Genomic DNA, 21,268 nt, shown 5'->3' with positions numbered 1-21,268 from the left:
CTCCGAGTCGCGGGAGCACTTTGTACTCACTACAGACCCTTCCTCCGAGTCGCAGGAGCACTTTGTACTCACTACAGACCCTTCCTGCGGGTCGCAGGAGCACTTTGTACCCACTACAGACCCTTCCTGCGAGTCGCGGGAGCACTTTGTACCCGCTACAGACCCTTCCTGCGGGTCGCGGGAACACTTTGTACTCACTACAGACCCTTCCTGCGAGTCGCGGGAACACTTTGTACTCACTACAGACCCTTCCTGCGGGTCGCGGGAACACTTTGTACTCACTACAGACCCTTCCTGCGGGTCGCGGGAGCACTTTGTACTCACTACAGACCCTTCCTGCGGGTCGCGGGAACACTTTGTACCCGCTACAGACCCTTCCTGCGGGTCGCGGGAGCACTTTGTACCGAGACTATTCAATAAAGTGTGTTATTTTGGGGAGTATTCCCTAAATTAGAATGTAAGCGGCTGTTTACGGGATTCCGTAAGAAAAATAAAAGTGTATTCGCTATATTGGCTGGCGTATAAATGAATATAGAATACAACGGTAATACTACTAAAGTGGTTGTATAACGATGTATTTTATACGTATATAAACAAGTTAGCCAAAATCTATGACAAATAAAATCAAAATAAAATATGGATTTGAATAAAATTGGGGAATCAATACTCATTTTCATAAAAAACATTCCAAATACACTAAAGAAAACATCTATTTGGCTATTAATATCTTATTTAATTCCAATTATAAATGTTGCAATAATTTGGGGTATGAAAGGTAAAAATTTTAAACTTGATTTAAATATCATAAGTATAATAATAGTTACTAATGCTTGTTTTGTAACATCTCTAGTTTATTTGAGTGATAAAAAAAGAGAAATTTCAAAAATCCTAAATATTTCGACACTTGTTATAACTGTTGTTTTATTTGCTTTATCAATTGTAGAAATAGAACAAAAAAAGCAGATATTCCCATTGAATATTTATAAAATTGGTGCATTTCTCACACTTGGACTTTCAATTTTATTTGGACTAATAAGCAAATATGACGAAGTTGAAGCGGAGAGCAGAGTTAGAGCAGAAAAAGCAAAAGGAACTACAGAAACTAAAATTGGAGGAAAATCTATCAAATTATGAGCACTTTAAAACTAAAAACATTAAAGCTACAACAGTCGATAGGTACAATATATGTTTCAAAAATAAAACCTAATGATTTGCTAGCAATGTCAGTTGTTGACCGAAGAAGAATTGAAGAAGATGATGAAATTCTAGGAATACAACGTGAACTAAAAAAAGATAAAGTAATACAAATTCAAAACTATTTATCATCAGTAGACGCAACATTCCCGAATTCTATAATAGTCAATACAGAATCTAACTTTGTAGTAAACGAAACAGAAACAGAATTAGAGTTAAAAATAGACGATAATACTTTTACAATTATAGATGGTCAGCACAGAGCAGAAGGATTTAGAGAAATAGAATTGGAAAAATTTGAACTTTTGATTGCTATTTTTAAAGATTTAAAAGTAGATCAACAAGCAAATATTTTTTCTACAATAAATTCACAACAAACAAAAGTTGACCCTTCTTTAAATCTAAATTTAGAATTAAACAGCAAAGTCTATACACCTAAAAAGATGATGATAGAGATTGCCCAATCTTTTAATTACGATAAAGATTCACCTTGGTATGGCAACATTAAAATGTTAGGTTCTAAAACTAGTGGAATTATCTCTTTATCTGCATTTGTTAATCCTCTTTTAGATATAACATATCCTGAAAAAGATTATTATTTAATCAGAAATGAATTGATGTCAAATGAAAAAGAATTCCCTTCTTTTTTAAACCTTAATTATAAAGTTGATAGGTATTTGTTTTGGGAACTTTATAAAAGAAAAGATATTAATTCAGTTTATAAAATTTTATACAATTACTTTAATTCCCTAAAAGTTATCTTGGAACAAGATTGGCTTAATAACAAATCTTTATTAAATAAAACTACTGGTTATAATGCGATTATAAAACTGTTTCGAGACATTGGAAAAAACGGATTTGAAAACTCTGATTTATCTTATAATTTCCTTTTCAATAAACTAAAGCCATTATCGAAAATGAACGGAACGATCACAAGTGAAAACTATGGAGCTTCAGGTACAAAAGCTACAAATGAATTATATTACGAAATGAAAAAAACTTTGGCTAACAATGGCTATAAGTAATTGCTTGTTCTAGCCTACTTCTGAAAATCCTTGCGGGTTTTCAGTTTGGTGTGTACTTGCTAAGTTAAGTACTAACCCACGCAACTACGTATAGCCGAAACCGTTACCATACATTTTAAAAAAAACCGATGAACGAAACAAACTTGACTTCTAAAATTAAAACTGAACCGAATATTGGAAACCGATTTGTTGCTGGATTAGTAGACTACATTATAATTTATGCAGTTACATTCTTTCTAATTTATACTCTTGGCGAACCGAATGACGAAGGAGGATATTCCTTGAGTGGATTACCAGCATTAATTCCAATTGCTTTTTGGCTGATTATGACTGTTGGGCTTGAAATTGAATTCGGAGCAACTCTTGGAAATTTATTAGTTGGACTTAAACCGATTCCGAAAAACGAAACAAACCGAAAATTGACTTTTGGCGAATCTTTTAAAAGACATTTACTTGACCCAATTGATATGTTCTTTTTTGGATTAGTTGGAATAATAACAATTAAAAACACCGATTTGAATCAAAGAGTTGGAGACTTATGGGCGAAAACTATTGTTGTTCCAATTAAATCTCTGAATGAATCAAAAACTGAATAAAAAATACGTTGGGTAACAACGTCTATGGCTTATTTTGACTAAATTTCCTCAGCGGAAATTCAATCTTATTAAGTATCTTTCCGTCACAACGGAAAATGGACTCGCGTCTTTTTCCTGCAAAAAATTATACGCAGAAACGTTGTAAAACATTATCCAAAAAACGATTATATACTTAAAATAGAAAATGACTTTTAAATACTCGATTTGTCATCCTGAAAAGGAGGATATGGAATATAAAAATAATCCTATTTCAGAAAAAGAAGTTTTGGAAATCGCTAAAAACTATCCTTGGATTGAAAAACTGAATTTGTCTGACACTTTAAATCCTGAAAATGTATATTATAGTCCTTCTTTGGATTTTACCAACCTTAAAAACGGAAAAAGCTTTTGTTTAACTGCTGGTTATGATAAAAATAAAAAATTAGAGTTTTCATTGTGGTACAATAGACCGATAAAAGTAAAAGTCTTATTTGGCTTATTAGGAAAAAAAGAAAAAATGGTTGTTGATGATTTTTGGTCATTAGATTTTGAAAAATCAATGAAATATCTTGAGTACTTCGTAAACGGAAATTACTCAATAATTGAAGAATTATATAGTAAATAACAGTGCACAACAATATACCCGAAAGCTAAAAAAAGCACACAGAATGCGTAGCCTGAAAGTAAACACTGACCCTAAAGTAGAAGCTGTTTTTGCTAATTACCCTGACTTTGTTAGAAATAAAATGCAACGCCTGAGAGAATTGGTTATAGAAACAGCAGAAGAAATTGAAGATGTAGTTGTTTTGGATGAAACATTAAAATGGGGAGAACCAAGTTTTATAACTAAAACAGGAAGCACTTTAAGAATAGACTGGAAAGAAAAAACACCTGACCAATACGCGATGTATTTTCATTGTACAAGTAGATTGATTGATACTTTCAGATTAGTTTTTAATCACAGATTTCAATATGAAGGAAAAAGAGCTATTGTATTTCAGTTAAATCAAAAAATTCCTGAAATAGAATTAAAGCAATGTATAAAAACAGCATTAAGATATCATAAAGTTAAAAACCTAATAACCTTAGGAATATAAAAAATCAGTAGCTAACAATATACTACTTATAGTAAAATGTCTATTTTTACAGTAAAAACACTACATTTAAACCTGTAATTAATAGTAGTACCTCTTTACCCTATGAAAAAAAATCTACTAATATTAATCATTACCTCAGCTCTCATTTCTTGTGGCCAAGAGCATAAATCTACCTCTGTTTTAGTATCTAAAGAAATAAAAACATCTAATACTGCTAACAGTAGTGAACTTCAAGAAACAACACCTATTTCTAACGATAAATATATTGACACCAAACATGTGTATGTTGATTTTGATGGTAGTGAAATAATAATCAAAAACAGCCTTCCTAAAGGCGGATTAAAATATACTGCCCCAAATGGTAAAGAATATGTTTATGCGGTATTTTGGACACAAATTACCAATAAAACAAATAATCTATTAAAATTGAAAATGGGTTTTACTGAAAGCTCATACCAACTTCCTTCTTCACCCGACAGATTTTTTAAATTATTTATTCCATCCGAAACTATGACACCTGATAAAGAAACCTTATTTAATTATGGTTTTAATTTGGAAAAATATTTAAACGATGAATTTAACAACAAGACTAATTTAATAAGAACTGTAAACCCGAAAAGCAGTAATGGTTTTTATATTCTAACACTTTTTAATAAGCCGGTAAATGGTACATTACGAACAGAACTATCACTCAACGAAGACAAAATACTATATCGTGTTAATGATTGTATAATTGAATGTGGAAAAATTAATCTGAAACAGTTGAAACTAATAAAATAAAAGCACTGGATTTAAAACAGTACCTTCGTTTTATATTAAAATAACTGTTATAAAAATGAAAAAGAACTTAATTATATTACCTATCGTAACTTTATCAATGGGATTTTTTCTATTTAATAAACAATCAAAAGAAGAGAAATTTTGGAATTGGTTTTCCAAACATCAAAATACATATTACACCGAAATTGAGAATCTAAAAATACGTGAGAAAATATTTAACGATTTATCTACCGAATTAAAAAAAGTTCATCACGATTTAGTTTTTGAGTTTAGTCCAATCCATGAAAACGGAATACGGGAATTTACAATCTCAGCAGAAGGTATAAAAGAACTTTTTCCTATTGTAACCAATTTAGTGAAAAAAGCTCCTAAAATTGAAAATTGGCAGTTTAATGCTTTTAGACAAAGAATTCCTGGAGACGAATTTGAAATCCAATATGGAGATTTTAAAATTGGTTATTCAGATATTTATTTCAGATACGTAGACGGAGAATATGGAAAAATCGGAATTGAATTAAACATTCGAGATTTTGACAATAGCGGGCAATCTAAAAATGCAATCTATATATTATTAGACGGATTGATTGGAGAGTATGACATAACTATGGGAATTGATTGGATTGAATGGGTGAAATTGGACGAATCGAAGGTTAAAAATTTGAACCCGATAATAAGTTTAAGAACTTTACTAGACCAAAAGAAAAATTAATAAAAACGCTTTACAACAATGGTAACCATTGCGCAAGAGGTAAAACAACAAAAACAGGCAAGAAAAGAAGCTTCTTTTTTAGATTACCCCACCTTTTGTTAGAAAACTAAAGAGTGTTAATTTGGAGAATAATTTGTTTATAGATTACTTTTTCTAACAAAAAAAATGTTCGTAGCACTTTGGTGTCACTTTCTGCCTTTTTACAGTAAATTTTAATAGTTTATTTAGATTATTTGAAAAATAAAGAAAACAAAAGTATAGCATAGAAACTAACAACATTTTAATGAGTATTAAATGAGGATAGATAATGATACATTTCCTATATGTAAATTGGAAGAAAAGAAATTTTCTTGGGGTGAGCCCTACTTACATATGACTCCTATATTTGACATGAAAATCCCAAAAGAGCTCTCTGACTTAGAGTTTTCTATTGAAATATTCATAAAAAACAATTTTAAAAACCAATTATTATATTTCTATAATGTATTGACAAATTATGAAGAGAATAATAGAATTGAAAACTATGAAGGAGGTTTATCAGAACCTAGTCGTAAAGAATTATTAGTAAAAATAAAAAACGAACTGGATTCTCAAAAAAAAGTAAGACCATGGGAAAAATATGATGATTACAGAGAGGAGCTGGATTTTTTATACGTCTTTCAAGAAGAGTTCAATCGTAAAATATTGTTTATAAAAACAAAATAGAACAACTGCACGAAATTGTTAATAAGACTGAATTAGAACCTGAGTATAAACCTTTATATAAAAACTATACAACAGAAATTGAACGATATGTAAATCTTATGTATTCTTTACAAAGCTAAACGTCTATAAAATTCAATGGATTTAAAAGCGATAGCTATTCAAAAAAGATTTGTAGAAAAAATAAACAGTGTTATTGTAGAAAGCGAATTACCAATAACTCTTTTTGAATTTAGAGACGGTAAAATCTCACGAATAGTTGAATATTGGTAGAGAATCTTATTTTATAAATAATTATTATAATTTAGCTGTATGAATAAATATTTTATTGCTGCAATACTTTTTATCTTAGGGTTTAACCAAGCAAGAACACAAAATGCTAAACAAGTAGTTATTGGTACTAAACACCAACTCCATTCTAATGTTTTAAATGAAGATAGAGAGTTTTGGATTAGCCTTCCCGAATCTTACAATAACCCTGCGGTAGCACATAAAAAATACCCATTACTTATTGTGCTCGATGGTAATACACATTTTAAAACCATAACTGGCTTGGTAGATTATATGAGCTCTGCATATAATGCTAGAATTCCTGAAATGATTGTGGTGGGTATTCAGAATATTGATAGAAGACGTGATTTTACACCGGATAAAATAATTACCAAAAGAAAAAACAATACCGGTGGTGGCGATGCGTTTTTACGCTTTTTAGAAAACGAACTTATTCCTGAACTGGATAAAAACTACAGAACAACCTCCTACCAAATATTGTTCGGCCATTCTTTAGGAGGTTTGTTAGCTACTCATGCCTATATGAAAGAAGAGACTGTTTTTAATGCTTTTATTGCTGTAGACCCAAGCTTTGGAACTTGGGACGCCAAAACAATGGATGCTAAATTAGATGCTGTAACAGAAACACCTTTCAAAAGGTTTTTATACATAGCCACTGCTAATTGGGGGAAAAGAAATATTAGAAACAGGGACAGGCACGTAAAATTATATGAAGCTTTAAACAGTAAGTGTGAGGGGGATTTCCCTGCAAAACTGGAATATTTTGAAAGAGAAAATCATGGCTCTGTTTCACCAATTGCTTTTTACCATGGCATCTCTGCCATTTTTGATGGCTATGGAATTTACTATCGAGATATAGAAACTGCAGCACAACTTACACAACACTTCCAAGCACTTTCCCAACGACTTTCTTGGAGTTTTAATCCGCCAGAAGCTCTCGTGAACCGAGTTGGCTACAGAATGCTACAAAGCAGCAATGACAGTGATAAAGCAAAAGCTTTGTCTTTTTTTGTTTTGAACACGGAAAACTTTCCTAACTCGGATAATGCTTTTAATAGTTTAGCGGAAGCATATGAAGTACTTGGAGATACAACAAATGCTATTAACAATTACAAAAAATCTTTATCACTCAACCCAAACAATGAAAACGCAGTACTGAAAATAGAACATTTAAACAAGCATTAGATTTCAAAACCAATCATATCGAATGCGCTGGTTAAAACCTGGTTTTAAGAGTTCACAAAACATTTGTAATTTTGCCTTATGAAAATAAAACTACTCGCTATAGGCAAAACTGACAACAAACAGTTACAGCAATTAATTGACGAATACCAAAACCGACTAAAACACTATGTAAAGTTTGAGTTAGAGGTTATTCCGGATATTAAAAATGTTAAAAACCTAAGCGAGCAACAACAAAAAGAAAAAGAAGGTGAACTGCTCTTGGCCAAACTACAACCTACTGACCAACTCATCTTACTGGATGATAAAGGTAAGCAACACACTTCTATGGAATTTTCTGAATACCTGCAAAAGAAAATGAACTCCGGTATCAAACAATTAGTATTGGTAATAGGCGGACCATATGGTTTTTCTGAAGCGGTATATAAAAAAGCAAACGGGAAACTATCATTATCTAAAATGACCTTTTCCCATCAAATGATTCGGTTATTTATTGTAGAGCAAATTTATCGCGGGTTTACCATTCTGAAAAATGAGCCATATCATCATGAGTAAATAAGTTAGTTGAAAAAACTTTTCCATGCACTAGCAAACCGGGAATCTACCAAACAACTGGCCTTTTGCTTATCATCAGGAAAAGAAGAGTACTCAAAAAAATCATGACTTGTATTGTCTCCTAAAAAAACATCTTGCTCCTTAATCTCTTGTAAAAGGTTATTTTTTAATCTTAATTTTAGTACAGAAGAAAAAAATACTCTTGCTAATGTATCCGATTTTCCGATGCCATGCCCCATATTAGGTTCTTCAGCAAAACAAACTATATTTTTTAAGGATCTATAATGTAAAAACGCTCTTTCAACTGTTTCATTAATTTCTTGTGCATCTTTCTCTCCGGTAATTAATAATCCCGGTGGCGAATTTGTTCCCAGGTTAAGTATATTTCCTTTTATAGTAACATACGCTATTGTTTTACTACTATATAACTGTGAAAAAACATGGCTAAATCTTCCTCCGTGTGAAAATCCTCTTAATAACACAGGTAGATTTGAAATATATTCTACATTATTTTTTTCAGCTATTTTTTTTAAAGCATCAATCATGTTAGATGAAGCTGTTTCCAAATCAGATCTAACATAAACTCCTAAAAGAGCTAATTTTTCAGCTTTCGCATAATCTTGCCATTCTTTATAATTTACTAAGCCTGTACCATTACCTCCTCCACCCGGTGCCAACACTAAAATGGCTCTGGGCGTAACTCCTTCAGGTATCCATAGTTTAAAAGCATTTGCTTCCGGTTCAACCATAAAAAACTCATACGTCCAGTTATCAATAAACTTACCTCTTTCTGTTACCCGAGTTGTTGTATCTTCTGAGCTACAAGAGATGCATAAGAATAGTAGTAAAATAAGTTTTATTTTCATTTCTACACCAATAAAAACACTATAATTCAACAAGATACAACTTTAAACTACATCTTCTTAGTTATATTTTTCTATGTAGAATAATGAATTAAAAAAACTATAGTAGTTATTATAAGATGTATTAACTAATCATACAAAGCAAACAAATACGTATAAAAAGCTTTTTTCACATATAATATTTTTTCTGTTTTTCACTTTTCTTATATGCTACTTTCCCTTTATTCACAATAGATTACTCTATTTTTCTTTTATTTTAATAATCACAAAGTGACGCTAACAAAGATGATAAAAAATACTACATTTGTTAGCTCAAACATTCATTAGATGAAATTAGTTTTTGCTACTCACAACTTAAACAAACTAGCCGAAGTTCAAAAAATGCTACCCAACACTATTGAGTTACTTTCTTTACAAGATATTCATTGTAATGACGATATTGAAGAAACAGCCACTACTTTAGAAGGAAATGCACAAATAAAAGCAAACTATATTACAGAACATTACGGTTATAATTGTTTTGCTGATGATACCGGTTTAGAAGTGGCTGCTTTACAAAATGCTCCGGGAGTCTATTCTGCGCGTTATGCAGGAGAGCCTGCAAATGCAGAAAACAACATGCAAAAACTACTTACAGAATTAAAAAACACTTCTGACAGAAAGGCTCAGTTTCGTACGGCTATCTGTTTGAACTTAGAGGGTAAACAATTCTTATTTGAAGGAGTTTGTAAAGGTGAAATCTTATCTCTAAAGCAAGGAGAAAAAGGCTTTGGTTATGATCCTGTTTTTAAACCGGAAGGATCTACTGTTTCTTTTGCTGAAATGTCTTCTGAAGAAAAAAATAATATCAGTCACCGTGGCTTAGCTATTGAAAAACTGGTTCAATTCTTAAAAACATACACTCATTGAGTTTAACCAAAACATATACAAATCATTTTATTATACTAACGGTTTTACTGGTTGTTTTTTTAGTTATCAACATCAGTCTTGGGTCGGTTCACATTCCTCTTGGTGATATTTTTAACACGCTTACAGGCGGAGAAGCAGCTAAGAGCAGTTGGCAAACCATTATACTAAATTACCGCTTACCCAAAGCTATTACCGCTATTTTAGTAGGTTCAGGCTTATCTATTAGCGGACTCTTAATGCAAACTTTATTTAGAAATCCGTTAGCGGGGCCTTTTGTATTGGGTATTTCTTCAGGAGCCAGTTTAGGAGTTGCCTTATTCATTTTAGGATCAGGAATTTTTGGTGGTTTCTTTGCCAACTTTTTGTTTTCAAACTGGTCTATGGCATTAGCCGCCAGTGTAGGTGCTTTTTTTGTGCTGTCTGCTGTTATTATTGCGGCAAACAGAGTTCGCAATACCATGTCTATTCTTATCATTGGCCTCATGTTTGGCTCGTTAACCTCAGCAGTGATAAGTGTATTATCTTACTTTAGCGAGGCAGAACAAATTCAACAATATCAATTTTGGAGCTTTGGTAGCTTAGGTAATTTAACTTGGAATGAAATTTTAATTTTCGCCACTATTTATGTGATAGGTATAGCCGCTACTTTTAGCGTTATTAAACCTCTGAATAGTTTTTTATTAGGTGAAAACTATGCCAAAAGCCTAGGGATTAACGTTAAAAAAAGCCGAACGATAATTTTATTAATCACCAGCCTTCTTACAGGGGTCATTACTGCTTTTTCAGGGCCTATTGCCTTTGTTGGTTTAGCAGTACCGCACTTAGCAAAAATGTTTTTTTTAAGTTCTAATCATAAAGTACTACTTCCGGCATCGGCCTTTATTGGTGCTATTATTTTACTAATCTGTGATAGCATTGCCCAACTGCCCAATAGTACTTTTATATTACCTATTAATGCAATTACCTCATTATTCGGAGCGCCTATAGTTATTTGGTTATTGGTAAGAAAAAAGAAGATTTATGTGTAAAGAAGCCAACATACTTGAAACCTCTAACTTATCTATTGGTTATCAAACCAAAAGACACCAAACGGTAATTGCTTCAAATATTGATTTACAAATTAGTAAGGGTAAATTTATTGCCTTATTAGGAAAAAACGGTATTGGTAAATCTACCCTGTTACGAACGCTCTCTAAAGTACAAGAACCGTTAAGTGGTACGGTAAAAATTAACCATAAAAACATTAATGAGTATTCGCATCAAGAACTGGCCACCTCGTTAAGTTTGGTTTTAACCGAGCGTTTACCGCAAAGCCAACTAACCGTTTTTGAATTGGTAGCTTTGGGCAGACAGCCCTATACAAACTGGATAGATAAACTTACACCAGATCATCTTAAAAAAATACTTTGGGCGCTTGAACAAACAGAAATAGCGCATTTAAAAGACAAACGTTTTTATGAGTTAAGTGACGGACAGTTACAACGGGTTCTTATTGCCCGCGCATTAGCACAGGATACTGAGATTATTATTTTAGACGAACCTACGGCTCATTTAGACATACACCATACCTTTAAGGTATTTTCACTACTAAATAAGTTAGTAGAAACTACCCAAAAAACAATTATTATTTCTACGCATGAGGTTAATTTAGCTATTCAATTAGCTCATGAACTTATTTTATTGACCGAAGAAAAAATATATACCGGAACTTCAAAAAAATTGATAGAAGAAAATGCCTTTGACTCTCTTTTTCCTAAGGAATTAATAAGTTTTAACAAAACATTAGAACAATTCGTTATCAAGAAAAACTAAATTTGACAGCTAGTACCTGCATAAGGTATCACAACAACTAATCAAAACCAACAAAATTTAATTAATTATTGATGAAAAAATTACTCTATATAGCAAGTGCTGCATTTATTGCTTGTGGTTCCAGTAAAGAAACAACAGGTGTTGATAACGATCCTTCTGTTGATTACGCGGCCAAATTTGCTAAAACTATTACAGCAAAAGATTTAGGCAAGCATTTATTTGTATATGCATCTGATGAGTTTGAAGGAAGAGATACAGGAGAGCCCGGACAAAAGAAAGCGGTTAATTATTTAAAAGATTTTTACATAAGCCAAGGTATTCAATCTCCGTTAGGTGGTGATGATTATTTTCAGGAAATTCCTTCTGCATACTTAAGCAGCAACCGAAGAGGTAGAGTATTAAAAGATTCTGAAAATGTACTTGCTTTTATTAAGGGAACTGAAAAGCCGGACGAAATAGTGGTTATTTCTGCTCACTTAGATCATGAAGGAGTTAAAAACGGAAAAATATACAACGGAGCTGATGATGATGGTTCAGGTACTGTAGCCATTCTTGAAATAGCTGAGGCGTTTAAAAAGGCAGCAGATGCAGGTAAAGGTCCAAAACGCTCTGTTTTATTCTTACATGTAACCGGAGAAGAAAAAGGATTATTAGGCTCAAAATACTATACAGAAAACCCTGTTTTTCCATTAGCAAATACCGTAGCTGATTTGAATATAGATATGGTAGGTAGAGTTGATGAGCGTCATAAAGGTAACCCTAACTATGTGTACCTTATCGGTTCAGACAAATTAAGTACCGAGCTACATAACATTTCTGAAGCAATGAATACTAAGTATACTAAAATAGACTTAGATTATAAATACAATGATGATAATGATCCGAATCGTTTTTACTACCGTTCAGACCATTATAATTTTGCTAAACACAATATTCCTATTATTTTTTACTTTAATGGTACGCATGCCGACTACCATCAGCCAACTGACACACCAGACAAGATTAACTACGAAATGCTTGAAAACAGAGCCCGTTTAGTATTCTACACCGCATGGGAAGTTGCTAACCGTGAAAACCGTATTACAGTTGACAAAATTGAAGAATAATAGTTATTTAAATCTTTAAATTAATTGTTTATAAAAACTCACCTACGCAGGTGAGTTTTTTATTTTTCAGTTTTTCATCTATATTTGCTGCAAAGAAAAAATAATTGCTATTGCTATGTTCCCTGTAAAAGTCAGATAACTTATTGTCTTTTATTTTACTAACGCCCTATGTTAGTAGCAATTGCTATTGTAAACTATGTAACTATATACTATTAAATAATAAATTATGACAAGAGAAGAACATTTGGTGTTTTGTAAAAAATGCACCAATAGAAAAATGAATATGCAAACAGGAATTGTATGCAGTTTAACCGACAGAATTGCCGATTTTGAAAAAGAATGCACATCTTTTCAATTAGATGAAACGGTTACAGAAAACCTTAATAATACTGATCCCGTTGAACATGCTGAAGTAATACACACATTATCTGAAGAGGACTTAAGCAAGCTAAAAACAGAACAACAATACCCAAAAGCGTTAATAGCCGGACTTGTTGTTGGAGTTATAGGTGCCATGGCTTGGGGAGCAATTACAGTGGCTACTGAATATCAAATTGGATATATGGCTATTGCTATTGGTGCCGGAATTGGACTTGCCATGAGATATTTTGGTAAAGGTATTGACCAAATATTTGGCATTACAGGTGCTATAATTGCTGTTACCAGTTGTTTATTAGGTAACTTTTTTAGCATTATTGGCTTTGTTGCCTCTTCTGAAAGCCTTGGTTATTTAGAAACGTTGAGCTCTTTTAATTACAGCTTATTATTTCCTATTATGAGTGAAACGTTTAATCCTATGGATTTACTTTTTTACGGTATCGCTGCTTATGAAGGCTATAAGTTTTCTTTCCGAGTTTTTACAGAAGAAGATTTACAAGCCATCAATCAGAAATAATAATAAAAACATACCCTACTTACCTAATTTGTAGGGTATATTTACTTCCGAATTTTTAACCTACTACTAAGCCAATGCTTACATCTACCCTAGCAGTTTTATTTATTGGTTATTTAATTTTTAAAAAATCAAATCAAAAAAAGGGCACCTCTGTTCGTAAAATTCCTACTGAAAAGTTTCCTAATCATTGGAAATTGTTTTTATCATCTAACGTAGCCTATTACAATGCATTAACGGCTTCAGAAAAAAATCTATTTGAATTTAAAATTCAAGAATTTCTATTGCACTGTGAAATTGTAGGGGTTGATACTACAGTTGAAGATACTGATAAATTATTGGTAGCTGCCAGCGCTGTTATTCCTATTTTTAATTTTCCGGATTGGCATTATCCTAATATTTCCAAGGTTATTTTATATCCGTGTATGTTTACCAAAGAACTGGAAAGAACCGGACCTAATCGCAATGTTTTAGGAATGGTTGGTAACGGATATTTAGAAGGTAAAATGATTTTATCTAAACAAGCGTTGCATTTAGGTTTTCAAAATGAATCGGACAAAAAAAATACAGCTATTCATGAGTTTGTTCATTTAATTGATAAACTAGATGGAGAGATAGACGGTATTCCTAAAGTGCTGTTAGAAAAACAGTACACAATTCCTTGGATTGATTTAATCAATCAAAAAATGGATGAAATTTATATGGAAACCTCTGATATTAATCCTTACGGTGGTACTAACAGAGCTGAGTTTTTCTCTGTGGCCAGTGAATACTTTTTTGAAAGACCTAAATTACTGGCTCAGAAACATCCGAAATTATACCTGCTTCTTGAACAACTATTTAAGCAAGACATGGATGATAAAAATTTACACCTTTTAAAAATTAAAGTGAAAAGAAATGATCCTTGCCCTTGCCTTAGCGGTTTAAAATATAAAAAGTGTTGCAGAGTTAATTAATGCTTCTTTTTTCTCGTATTTTTACAAGTATATCAACTAAGTAAACTTAAATTGTAAAAATGTCCCCCATGAAAAGAATACCCGTTTTTCTTTTATTTGTTTTATATATACTCACTGCATGTACTAAAAAAACAGCTACGCCTGAATTTATAAGCTATCGAAATTTACATGAACAAAATCATGAAAAATATGCATTCTCTACAGAAAAGCAATGGGATAGTTTAAAAAACCGTACCGCTAAAAGTGTAACTTTTAAAGAAGGCTTACTACATAAAAAATACCGCACTTTTGGTTGGCACCCTTACACTAACGGTACTTCTTACACAAATTATAATTTTAATATTTTATGGGGTATTTCTTACTTTTCCTACGCCCTTAATCCATATAACGGTCATTATAAAAATATCCACCAATGGAAAACAACAGCTTTGGTAGATAGTGCTAAAGCGCATAACTGTAAAGTTTTTTTATCGGTTTCTAATTTTGGAGCTCATGACAACCGCGTTTTTCTGAACAACCCAAAAGCTCAAGATAACCTTATTAACACCTTATCTGAATTAATAGCTTATAGAAATGCTGATGGTATTAACATTGATTTTGAAGGAGTTTCCGGAGAAAACAGAACTCAGTTTACAGAATTTATTATTAAAATAGCGAAACAGTTTAAAAAGAAAAACCCGAAGTACATGGTCTCTTTATGCTTATATGCTAAAGATTGGCATGATGTTTTTGATATTAAAAAAATTGATTCATTTATCGACTTTTACACCTTAATGGGCTATGATTATTACGGTAGTTTTAGCACCTATGCAGGTCCTGTAACTCCTTTAAAGAATAGTAAAGACTTTGGAAACGGATTAGAAAACTCTGTTAATTACTATCTTTCAAAAGGAGTGGAAAAACAAAAACTTATTGTGGGGCTCCCCTACTACGGGGCAGAGTGGCTAACAAAACACAAACGCATTCCCTCTATCTCTTCAAAATTTGTGTCGCATCCACAATATAAAACCATTAAAAGTATGTATATTGATTCTTTAAAAGCTCCTGTTCAATTTGACGCTAAAAGCGCTTCAACCTACATTACTGTTAAAGAAAACAACACCTACAAAGAAATATGGTTTGAAGATTCTAAATCACTGGCTCTTAAATATGACTGGATCAAGCAAAAAGAATTAAGCGGTGTGGGTATATGGGCTTTAGGCTATGATGACGGATATGCCGATTTATGGAATTTATTAACAGATAAGTTTTCAAAATAATTTACAAATAATCTTTCCCCTTTATTTATGAAAAAACTACTTTTTTTACTCTTGCTCGTTCCGGTAATTGCTTTTACACAACCTCATTCAAAAACTGAAATTTCAATTTTGTTTATAGGCAACAGCTTAACATATTATAATGATTTACCTAAACTAGTTGCCAAAGAAGCTAAAAAGAAAGGAATAAAAATACGCACCAAAACAGTTGCCTATCCTAACTATGCTATTGTTGATCATTGGAACGGCGGAACCGTGCAAAAACTAATTGCCAGTAAAGCATATAAGTATGTAATTATTCAACAAGGACCGTCATCTCAAAATGAGGGTAGGCAAATGCTTATTGAAGCCGGGAAGAAATACCGTCAGTTATGTCATAAAAACGGAGCAACTCTTTGTTATTTTATGGTTTGGCCATCTTTAACGTATTATGCTACTTTTGATGGAGTTATTAAAAACTATACAGATGCTGCGCGTCTTAATGAGGCTATATTACTTCCGGTTGGAAAAGCTTGGAAAAATTATTTTGACACAACCAATACATTTGATTATTACGGTAAAGATGGTTTTCATCCTTCACTAAAAGGTTCAAAAGCCGCTGCCAATAGTATTGTAAAACATCTTTTTAAAGAAAATCACGCTAAATAAAACACCATTTCATCTTATACATGTATAACGATTTCATACAACAGGTTTTTAACAGATATTATCCGGTAGACAAATCTTCTCTTACACAGCTTATAGCCTTGGCTGAAATACAGCATTTAAAAAAAGGAGAATTAGTACTTCCCATAGGAAAGACTTCTAAACATATCTATCTGTTATATCAAGGAGCTATTGTTTCGTATTACATCAACAACGAGGGGAATGCCTATCACAAGAATATATTTTTAGAAGGAGATTTTGTAGGCTCTACCGTTTCTGCTTTAACTAGCACACCTTCAAAATTCGCTTTAGAAGCGATTGAAGAAGCTACGGTTATCTGTTTTAAATACGATGCTTACAAATCTCTATTAAAAGAAAAAGCTGATATGCAGCTTTTTTACATTGCTTATCTCGAAAAAAACTGGGTGATTGATAAAGAACAACGAGAAATAGATATTGTACTAAGAGAGGCCACAGACCGTTATATTGACTTTATTACCTTACACCCACAAATTGAAACCCGCATTCCTTTACATTATATTGCCTCGCATTTAGGTATTACTCCTACTCAGTTAAGTAGAATCCGTAAAAAAATCAAAAAAACTTCTTAAATCAACCTATGTAAAGGCACAGGTTATTTCTTAGCTGCAATTTTGTAGTGTATTAAAAAACATACAATGAAAATCATTATATATTACCTACTGGCCTTTGTTGGCGGTGTTTTTCTTGCTATTCAAGCCTGTTTCAATACGCAGTTAGGATCGTTAACCAAACAACCGTTGATTGCCACATTAAGCACCTCTATATCAAGTGCTGTATTGGTTAGTGTTTTTATTTTTTTTAGCAACCAAAAAACAACTGCTAATTTTTCTGTACAGCAAATTCCCACACATTTATGGTTTATCGGAGGTTTTTTTAGCATGCTGGGTATTACTTTATACTTTTACACCATTCCCAAATTAGGAATCTCCAGAATGATAACTTTAGGGCTTTGCGGACAAATTATTTTTTCATTGATTGCCGGAAAGTTTGGTTGGTTAGATCTTCCTACAGAGCCCATCACTCTCAAACGCCTATTAGGTGCTATTATAATGATTATAGGTGTAACTTTATTAAACTTAAAATGAAAAACGTACAAGAAAACCTTACTAATTTAACCTCACTTTGGTCAACTGTCGGTAAATCATTCAACACTTTTACAGATCGTGACAACCTACAATCATCTTATATCAAAAATGCACAATGGCCTAACCGGGTTTGGACTCATAAAAAGGTAACCCTACAAGATGTAGTATTGATACAACAACGAATGCAGGAAAACCCGTTATCTGTATTTTCATATTTCAAAACCTCTCAAAATTCAGAAGTTGTATTAACCCAACATGGTTTTAGTTTAAAATCGGTTCAATATGGTATGAGTTTACCTCTTCAACAAACTTATCAAACTACCAAAAACTTACGCGTAGTAACCGTTAGTAATGAAAGCGAGGCACAGTTATGGAGTGCTGCTTTTGAAAAAGCTTTTGGTTATTATATAAGCCCCGAAATAATTGTAAAAACACAAAATCTTATTCCTTACGCTTTAGTTTATGAAGCCAACCAACTTATTGGCACTTTTATTTTATACATCACCCATCATACTGCCGGAATTCACAGCTTAGGTATTTTACCTGAAATGAGAAAAAAAGGATATGCTACTGAAATAATGTTATACGTGCTCAACTTAGCACAACAACTAAAGGCTGAGTTGGTTACTTTACAAGCTTCTGAAATGGCCAAAAACATCTATTTAAAACTGGGGTTTTCATTAGACTTTATGATGGAGAATTATGAATTAAGTACTCATAAAAAACAAACTGAAAAGCAAACGAATTACTTATTTTTCTCTTTTTAAAAGGATTATAGCTTATTAAAACTCTCATATTAGTGACTTTAACCATATATTTGTATCTAAAGGAAGGGGCGGTTTGTTAGTTTATCCCTGTAAGTTTTGCCTACAATTCAAGACCTACGACTAACAAATCTTTAACACAATAGAATGATTAACGGATTAATCTGAGAGTTATGAGAAATTCAATAGCAGTTATTGTATTAATAGCGTTTATGCTGTTTACTGCTTGCTTTAAAAACAATAAATCTACGACAACAAAATCAGTAAAAAGTACGGCAGAAAAAGTACTGTCTTACTCTTTTAGCGGAATAAATTATGCCAAGCAAATTGATTTTTTAGCAGATGCTCAATTTGTACTTACAGAAAAACTCAATAAAATTACCGGAGAAACGACCATAAAAAAACATTACGGCCAGTATAAAAAAAAGGATACTCTTATTACGTTAATTCCGGAAGAAGTTGAAATTATAACACTTACCACAAAACCGGAAAGGGAAAAAGAAAAAAATACCTTTGCTTATACTGCTGATATTTCTAAAATAAATACACAATACCAAATTGTTTCATGGGGTAATAAAGAGTATTTACTTTCAGAGGAATTCAATTCTATGGCAAATTATGATGAAAAAAACGATTTTCAACGATTTGCTTATTACTACAATGCAGGTATTGAACCCGATGAAAGCGGTTATTATTTTACGCGCCCACTACAACAAACTGATAGCATACCTAAACCTTTAGACACCTTGTATATTCCGGAAAAATGGCGCGATTATTTTTTAAAAAAACCTATTTCTGCCACTATTATTCATAAAGAAAAAAAGGTACAAAAAAGTAACTACCGTGATTTAATTTCATGGCGTGTACAACTTAACAAAGGTGCTAAGGATGGTATTAAAAAAGGACTTTCTTTTTCTACCAAGTATGAAGATTTTTATATTGAAATAGATTCTATTCTACCTAATGTTTCTTATGGTAGTTATCGTATTAACGACATTGATGATGAGTTTATAGAAATTGGTACAGAAATGAGAACTCAATGGACTGTTGAAATTCTGTAATACCTATAAGAAACCTTATTTATTTTACCATGTGTAAAAAATATTTCTTCTTTTTTAGCACATATACAAAACAAAGTAATCCCCTGTAAAACAAACAGGTTAAACCTGAAATAAAAAGCAGTTTTTTCTAGCAACAAGATGGATTCATCTTCGTTTTCTAATTTTTTTTTATCTTTTTTAAAACTTTTCAACTAAATATAGGTCTAAGCAAAAAACAAATTGTTAGTTAGTTCTATATCATAAAGAACATCACGCAATAAGCTGTTGAGTTCTTTAACAACATATTTCTTCCATACACATCGGAAGATTCGATTTTTCCCCTATCCTTAACCTGCCTCTGCAGCGACGTTGATGCAATTGTACATTTAGAAAAAATCGTCCTGCAGTGCCGCGGGTGATTATAATTTCAAAACACCATGTCTTTACATTATGGTTTAATTGGTAATCCACCGCTTTTATAGTACTTTAGTAAGCGTACAATTGGTTATTTTCCCTGTATTAACTTATAAATCTTAACAAGCATACTCCTTTTATGGAAGAACTAAAAGAAATAGCATCTGTATTACTCAAAGAAGAAATAGACCGTTTAGAATTAGAAAAAACAATTCAAAAATATACCTCGTTAGTTTTAAAAGCTTCTGAATTAGATATTGAATCCATAGAAACCACCAATGATGTTTATTTAAAAAACGGCAAAGCCATTGGTACCAAATGGGCAGCTTTATGCTTGGAAGATGACGTAAGAACTCAAAAGTTTATAAAAGGTCTGTACTTAGCCATTGAAAAGAAACGATTGAACAGCCACGCTCCTATTCGTATTATTTATGCCGGAACAGGACCTTTTGCAACACTTATTTTACCATTATTACCTCTTTATACGCCTAATGAAATACAGGTAATTCTCATGGAAATTAATGAAACTACAGCCGAGCAAGTAAAAAAAGTAATAAGCTATTTTAATTTTGAAGAGTATATTCAGGAGTTGATAATTGGTGATGCGGCTAATTATACCTTTAACCACAACCAGCAAGCAGATATTGTTATTAGTGAAACCATGCAACGGGCATTAGATGAAGAGCCACAAGTAGCCGTGACCATTAATATAGTATCACAAATGAAAAAAGAGGTCATTTTTATTCCGCAACGTATTAATTTGTTTGCTGCTTTGATTGATCCTACCACTATTTCCAATACTGATGCCTCGTACCTGAAAGCAGCCCTTGCTTTTGATCTAGATACGGAAGTAATACTACACAATACTTCTTTATTTAAACAGTATGCAACAACCCGCTTTCCTTCAAAAACAATCCATTTTAACAGGCAAGATATTCAGCAGTTTAATCACCTTGCTTTTTTTACTGAAATACAGGTATTTCAAGACCTTAAAATTCTTCCTTTTGAAAGTGGATTAACCTTACCTCGTATACTGGAAAATCTGTCTGTTTATGAAAAAGATGTTCGTATAGAAACCTATTACAAAGCAGACAAGCATCCTCAATTGGTTTATAGAGTTATTGAATAATAAACAGTTCTATAATAAGACACAGGCATTCTCTGTTTGAGAGGTACTTCGATTTTATTCGACACAACTACTTAGAGTTATTAGACAACGTCTCGATACAATTTTTCTTCTTTTCAGTCAGAAAAACCACTCGACGTGACATTCGAAAAAGCAAATACTTTTGTGATAGCAGTCTCTTTATATTGACCGTTTAATTTAGTTACTACAGAAACATCGTCTTTTCGAAGGAGTGATAACGACTGAGA

The 21,268-nt window shown here is 32.3% G+C and carries 25 protein-coding genes; 24 read left to right on the top strand and 1 reads right to left on the bottom strand.

Annotated features, from left to right (window positions below; all coding sequences use genetic code 11):
• Positions 1–636: 636 nt before the first annotated feature.
• The 11 genes from ACQY1Q_RS11755 (at position 637) to rlmH (ending at position 8,110) form a co-directional block, all read left to right on the top strand.
• Positions 637–1,134: a hypothetical protein gene (locus ACQY1Q_RS11755; protein WP_431005518.1), complete on the top strand. Its 498-nt coding sequence runs from the start codon at positions 637–639 to the stop codon at positions 1,132–1,134.
• Entirely contained in the window at positions 1,131–2,219 is a 1,089-nt protein-coding gene (locus tag ACQY1Q_RS11750; RefSeq protein WP_431005517.1) for a DGQHR domain-containing protein, read from the top strand. Before ACQY1Q_RS11755 ends, ACQY1Q_RS11750 begins: the two co-directional genes overlap by 4 nt.
• A 128-nt stretch (positions 2,220–2,347) precedes the next feature.
• Positions 2,348–2,815 (top strand): RDD family protein, encoded by a 468-nt coding sequence (locus tag ACQY1Q_RS11745; RefSeq protein ID WP_431005516.1) that lies wholly within the window; start codon positions 2,348–2,350, stop codon positions 2,813–2,815.
• A gap of 184 nt (positions 2,816–2,999) precedes the next feature.
• Positions 3,000–3,419 (top strand): hypothetical protein, encoded by a 420-nt coding sequence (locus ACQY1Q_RS11740; protein WP_431005515.1) that lies wholly within the window; start codon positions 3,000–3,002, stop codon positions 3,417–3,419.
• 43 nt (positions 3,420–3,462) lie between these two features.
• Entirely contained in the window at positions 3,463–3,891 is a 429-nt protein-coding gene (locus ACQY1Q_RS11735; RefSeq protein ID WP_431005514.1) for a DUF1801 domain-containing protein, read from the top strand.
• Positions 3,892–3,993: 102 nt separating this feature from the next.
• Positions 3,994–4,671: a hypothetical protein gene (locus ACQY1Q_RS11730; RefSeq protein WP_431005513.1), complete on the top strand. Its 678-nt coding sequence runs from the start codon at positions 3,994–3,996 to the stop codon at positions 4,669–4,671.
• Between the two features lie 55 nt (positions 4,672–4,726).
• The gene (locus ACQY1Q_RS11725; protein ID WP_431005512.1) at positions 4,727–5,380 is read left to right on the top strand and encodes a hypothetical protein; all 654 of its coding nucleotides are present in this window, start codon (positions 4,727–4,729) and stop codon (positions 5,378–5,380) included.
• Between the two features lie 294 nt (positions 5,381–5,674).
• Positions 5,675–6,085: a hypothetical protein gene (locus ACQY1Q_RS11720; RefSeq protein ID WP_431005511.1), complete on the top strand. Its 411-nt coding sequence runs from the start codon at positions 5,675–5,677 to the stop codon at positions 6,083–6,085.
• A gap of 135 nt (positions 6,086–6,220) precedes the next feature.
• The gene (locus ACQY1Q_RS11715) at positions 6,221–6,355 is read left to right on the top strand and encodes a hypothetical protein (RefSeq protein WP_431005510.1); all 135 of its coding nucleotides are present in this window, start codon (positions 6,221–6,223) and stop codon (positions 6,353–6,355) included.
• A gap of 39 nt (positions 6,356–6,394) precedes the next feature.
• Positions 6,395–7,558 carry an alpha/beta hydrolase-fold protein gene (locus tag ACQY1Q_RS11710; RefSeq protein ID WP_431005509.1) on the top strand — a complete coding sequence of 388 codons (1,164 nt, stop codon included), beginning with the start codon at positions 6,395–6,397 and terminating at the stop codon, positions 7,556–7,558.
• Between the two features lie 78 nt (positions 7,559–7,636).
• Positions 7,637–8,110: a 23S rRNA (pseudouridine(1915)-N(3))-methyltransferase RlmH gene (gene rlmH / locus ACQY1Q_RS11705; RefSeq protein ID WP_431005508.1), complete on the top strand. Its 474-nt coding sequence runs from the start codon at positions 7,637–7,639 to the stop codon at positions 8,108–8,110.
• 5 nt (positions 8,111–8,115) lie between these two features.
• Here the strand turns inward: rlmH and ACQY1Q_RS11700 are convergent, their stop codons facing one another.
• Positions 8,116–8,976 (bottom strand): hypothetical protein, encoded by an 861-nt coding sequence (locus ACQY1Q_RS11700; protein WP_431005507.1) that lies wholly within the window; start codon positions 8,974–8,976, stop codon positions 8,116–8,118.
• Between the two features lie 324 nt (positions 8,977–9,300).
• On the opposite strand from ACQY1Q_RS11700, the gene ACQY1Q_RS11695 reads away from it, so the two are divergent.
• The 13 genes from ACQY1Q_RS11695 (at position 9,301) to ACQY1Q_RS11635 (ending at position 21,023) form a co-directional block, all read left to right on the top strand.
• Complete coding sequence (locus ACQY1Q_RS11695; protein ID WP_431005506.1) at positions 9,301–9,882, top strand: non-canonical purine NTP diphosphatase; 582 nt, start codon at positions 9,301–9,303, stop codon at positions 9,880–9,882.
• Positions 9,879–10,910 (top strand): FecCD family ABC transporter permease, encoded by a 1,032-nt coding sequence (locus ACQY1Q_RS11690; RefSeq protein WP_431005505.1) that lies wholly within the window; start codon positions 9,879–9,881, stop codon positions 10,908–10,910. The genes ACQY1Q_RS11695 and ACQY1Q_RS11690 overlap by 4 nt, the downstream gene beginning before the upstream one ends.
• Positions 10,903–11,694 (top strand): ABC transporter ATP-binding protein, encoded by a 792-nt coding sequence (locus ACQY1Q_RS11685; RefSeq protein WP_431005504.1) that lies wholly within the window; start codon positions 10,903–10,905, stop codon positions 11,692–11,694. The genes ACQY1Q_RS11690 and ACQY1Q_RS11685 overlap by 8 nt, the downstream gene beginning before the upstream one ends.
• A 71-nt stretch (positions 11,695–11,765) precedes the next feature.
• Complete coding sequence (locus ACQY1Q_RS11680) at positions 11,766–12,800, top strand: M28 family metallopeptidase (protein WP_431005503.1); 1,035 nt, start codon at positions 11,766–11,768, stop codon at positions 12,798–12,800.
• A gap of 226 nt (positions 12,801–13,026) precedes the next feature.
• Positions 13,027–13,695: a hypothetical protein gene (locus ACQY1Q_RS11675; protein ID WP_431005502.1), complete on the top strand. Its 669-nt coding sequence runs from the start codon at positions 13,027–13,029 to the stop codon at positions 13,693–13,695.
• A gap of 74 nt (positions 13,696–13,769) precedes the next feature.
• A complete protein-coding gene (locus ACQY1Q_RS11670; protein ID WP_431005501.1) occupies positions 13,770–14,648 on the top strand; it encodes a zinc-dependent peptidase in 879 nt (292 codons plus the stop codon).
• Between the two features lie 68 nt (positions 14,649–14,716).
• Positions 14,717–15,907: a glycosyl hydrolase family 18 protein gene (locus tag ACQY1Q_RS11665; RefSeq protein ID WP_431005500.1), complete on the top strand. Its 1,191-nt coding sequence runs from the start codon at positions 14,717–14,719 to the stop codon at positions 15,905–15,907.
• 27 nt (positions 15,908–15,934) lie between these two features.
• On the top strand, positions 15,935–16,552 hold the full coding sequence (locus ACQY1Q_RS11660) for an SGNH/GDSL hydrolase family protein (RefSeq protein ID WP_431005499.1): 618 nt from the start codon (positions 15,935–15,937) through the stop codon (positions 16,550–16,552).
• A 20-nt stretch (positions 16,553–16,572) separates the two neighbouring features.
• Positions 16,573–17,160, top strand: a complete 588-nt coding sequence (locus ACQY1Q_RS11655) for a Crp/Fnr family transcriptional regulator (protein WP_431005498.1) — start codon at positions 16,573–16,575, stop codon at positions 17,158–17,160.
• Positions 17,161–17,226: 66 nt separating this feature from the next.
• On the top strand, positions 17,227–17,676 hold the full coding sequence (locus ACQY1Q_RS11650) for a DMT family transporter (RefSeq protein WP_431005497.1): 450 nt from the start codon (positions 17,227–17,229) through the stop codon (positions 17,674–17,676).
• A complete protein-coding gene (locus ACQY1Q_RS11645) occupies positions 17,673–18,443 on the top strand; it encodes a GNAT family N-acetyltransferase (protein WP_431005496.1) in 771 nt (256 codons plus the stop codon). The genes ACQY1Q_RS11650 and ACQY1Q_RS11645 overlap by 4 nt, the downstream gene beginning before the upstream one ends.
• 170 nt (positions 18,444–18,613) lie before the next feature.
• Positions 18,614–19,501, top strand: coding sequence for a hypothetical protein (locus tag ACQY1Q_RS11640; protein WP_431005495.1), 888 nt, complete (start codon positions 18,614–18,616; stop codon positions 19,499–19,501).
• A gap of 532 nt (positions 19,502–20,033) precedes the next feature.
• On the top strand, positions 20,034–21,023 hold the full coding sequence (locus ACQY1Q_RS11635) for a hypothetical protein (RefSeq protein WP_431005494.1): 990 nt from the start codon (positions 20,034–20,036) through the stop codon (positions 21,021–21,023).
• Positions 21,024–21,268 lie beyond the last annotated feature (245 nt).

It is taken from the genome of Tenacibaculum sp. TC6 (assembly GCF_050606265.1).
In the GTDB taxonomy this organism is placed as follows: Bacteria; Bacteroidota; Bacteroidia; order Flavobacteriales; family Flavobacteriaceae; genus Polaribacter.
The sequence above is the reverse complement of the archived record's forward strand: the minus strand, read 5'-3'. Positions and strand labels throughout refer to the sequence as shown.

Coding starts and splice junctions, on each gene's coding strand:
- ACQY1Q_RS11650 (WP_431005497.1), top strand. CDS start 17,227: ATGAAAATCATTATATATTACCTACTGGCCTTTGTTGGCGGTGTTTTT.
- ACQY1Q_RS11675 (WP_431005502.1), top strand. CDS start 13,027: ATGACAAGAGAAGAACATTTGGTGTTTTGTAAAAAATGCACCAATAGA.
- ACQY1Q_RS11700 (WP_431005507.1), bottom strand. CDS start 8,976: ATGAAAATAAAACTTATTTTACTACTATTCTTATGCATCTCTTGTAGC.
- ACQY1Q_RS11670 (WP_431005501.1), top strand. CDS start 13,770: ATGCTTACATCTACCCTAGCAGTTTTATTTATTGGTTATTTAATTTTT.
- ACQY1Q_RS11745 (WP_431005516.1), top strand. CDS start 2,348: ATGAACGAAACAAACTTGACTTCTAAAATTAAAACTGAACCGAATATT.
- ACQY1Q_RS11710 (WP_431005509.1), top strand. CDS start 6,395: ATGAATAAATATTTTATTGCTGCAATACTTTTTATCTTAGGGTTTAAC.
- ACQY1Q_RS11645 (WP_431005496.1), top strand. CDS start 17,673: ATGAAAAACGTACAAGAAAACCTTACTAATTTAACCTCACTTTGGTCA.
- ACQY1Q_RS11665 (WP_431005500.1), top strand. CDS start 14,717: ATGAAAAGAATACCCGTTTTTCTTTTATTTGTTTTATATATACTCACT.
- ACQY1Q_RS11730 (WP_431005513.1), top strand. CDS start 3,994: ATGAAAAAAAATCTACTAATATTAATCATTACCTCAGCTCTCATTTCT.
- ACQY1Q_RS11660 (WP_431005499.1), top strand. CDS start 15,935: ATGAAAAAACTACTTTTTTTACTCTTGCTCGTTCCGGTAATTGCTTTT.
- ACQY1Q_RS11685 (WP_431005504.1), top strand. CDS start 10,903: ATGTGTAAAGAAGCCAACATACTTGAAACCTCTAACTTATCTATTGGT.
- ACQY1Q_RS11755 (WP_431005518.1), top strand. CDS start 637: ATGGATTTGAATAAAATTGGGGAATCAATACTCATTTTCATAAAAAAC.
- ACQY1Q_RS11735 (WP_431005514.1), top strand. CDS start 3,463: ATGCGTAGCCTGAAAGTAAACACTGACCCTAAAGTAGAAGCTGTTTTT.
- ACQY1Q_RS11720 (WP_431005511.1), top strand. CDS start 5,675: ATGAGGATAGATAATGATACATTTCCTATATGTAAATTGGAAGAAAAG.
- ACQY1Q_RS11635 (WP_431005494.1), top strand. CDS start 20,034: ATGGAAGAACTAAAAGAAATAGCATCTGTATTACTCAAAGAAGAAATA.
- ACQY1Q_RS11640 (WP_431005495.1), top strand. CDS start 18,614: ATGAGAAATTCAATAGCAGTTATTGTATTAATAGCGTTTATGCTGTTT.
- ACQY1Q_RS11680 (WP_431005503.1), top strand. CDS start 11,766: ATGAAAAAATTACTCTATATAGCAAGTGCTGCATTTATTGCTTGTGGT.
- ACQY1Q_RS11740 (WP_431005515.1), top strand. CDS start 3,000: ATGACTTTTAAATACTCGATTTGTCATCCTGAAAAGGAGGATATGGAA.
- ACQY1Q_RS11715 (WP_431005510.1), top strand. CDS start 6,221: ATGGATTTAAAAGCGATAGCTATTCAAAAAAGATTTGTAGAAAAAATA.
- ACQY1Q_RS11695 (WP_431005506.1), top strand. CDS start 9,301: ATGAAATTAGTTTTTGCTACTCACAACTTAAACAAACTAGCCGAAGTT.
- ACQY1Q_RS11725 (WP_431005512.1), top strand. CDS start 4,727: ATGAAAAAGAACTTAATTATATTACCTATCGTAACTTTATCAATGGGA.
- ACQY1Q_RS11750 (WP_431005517.1), top strand. CDS start 1,131: ATGAGCACTTTAAAACTAAAAACATTAAAGCTACAACAGTCGATAGGT.
- rlmH (WP_431005508.1), top strand. CDS start 7,637: ATGAAAATAAAACTACTCGCTATAGGCAAAACTGACAACAAACAGTTA.
- ACQY1Q_RS11655 (WP_431005498.1), top strand. CDS start 16,573: ATGTATAACGATTTCATACAACAGGTTTTTAACAGATATTATCCGGTA.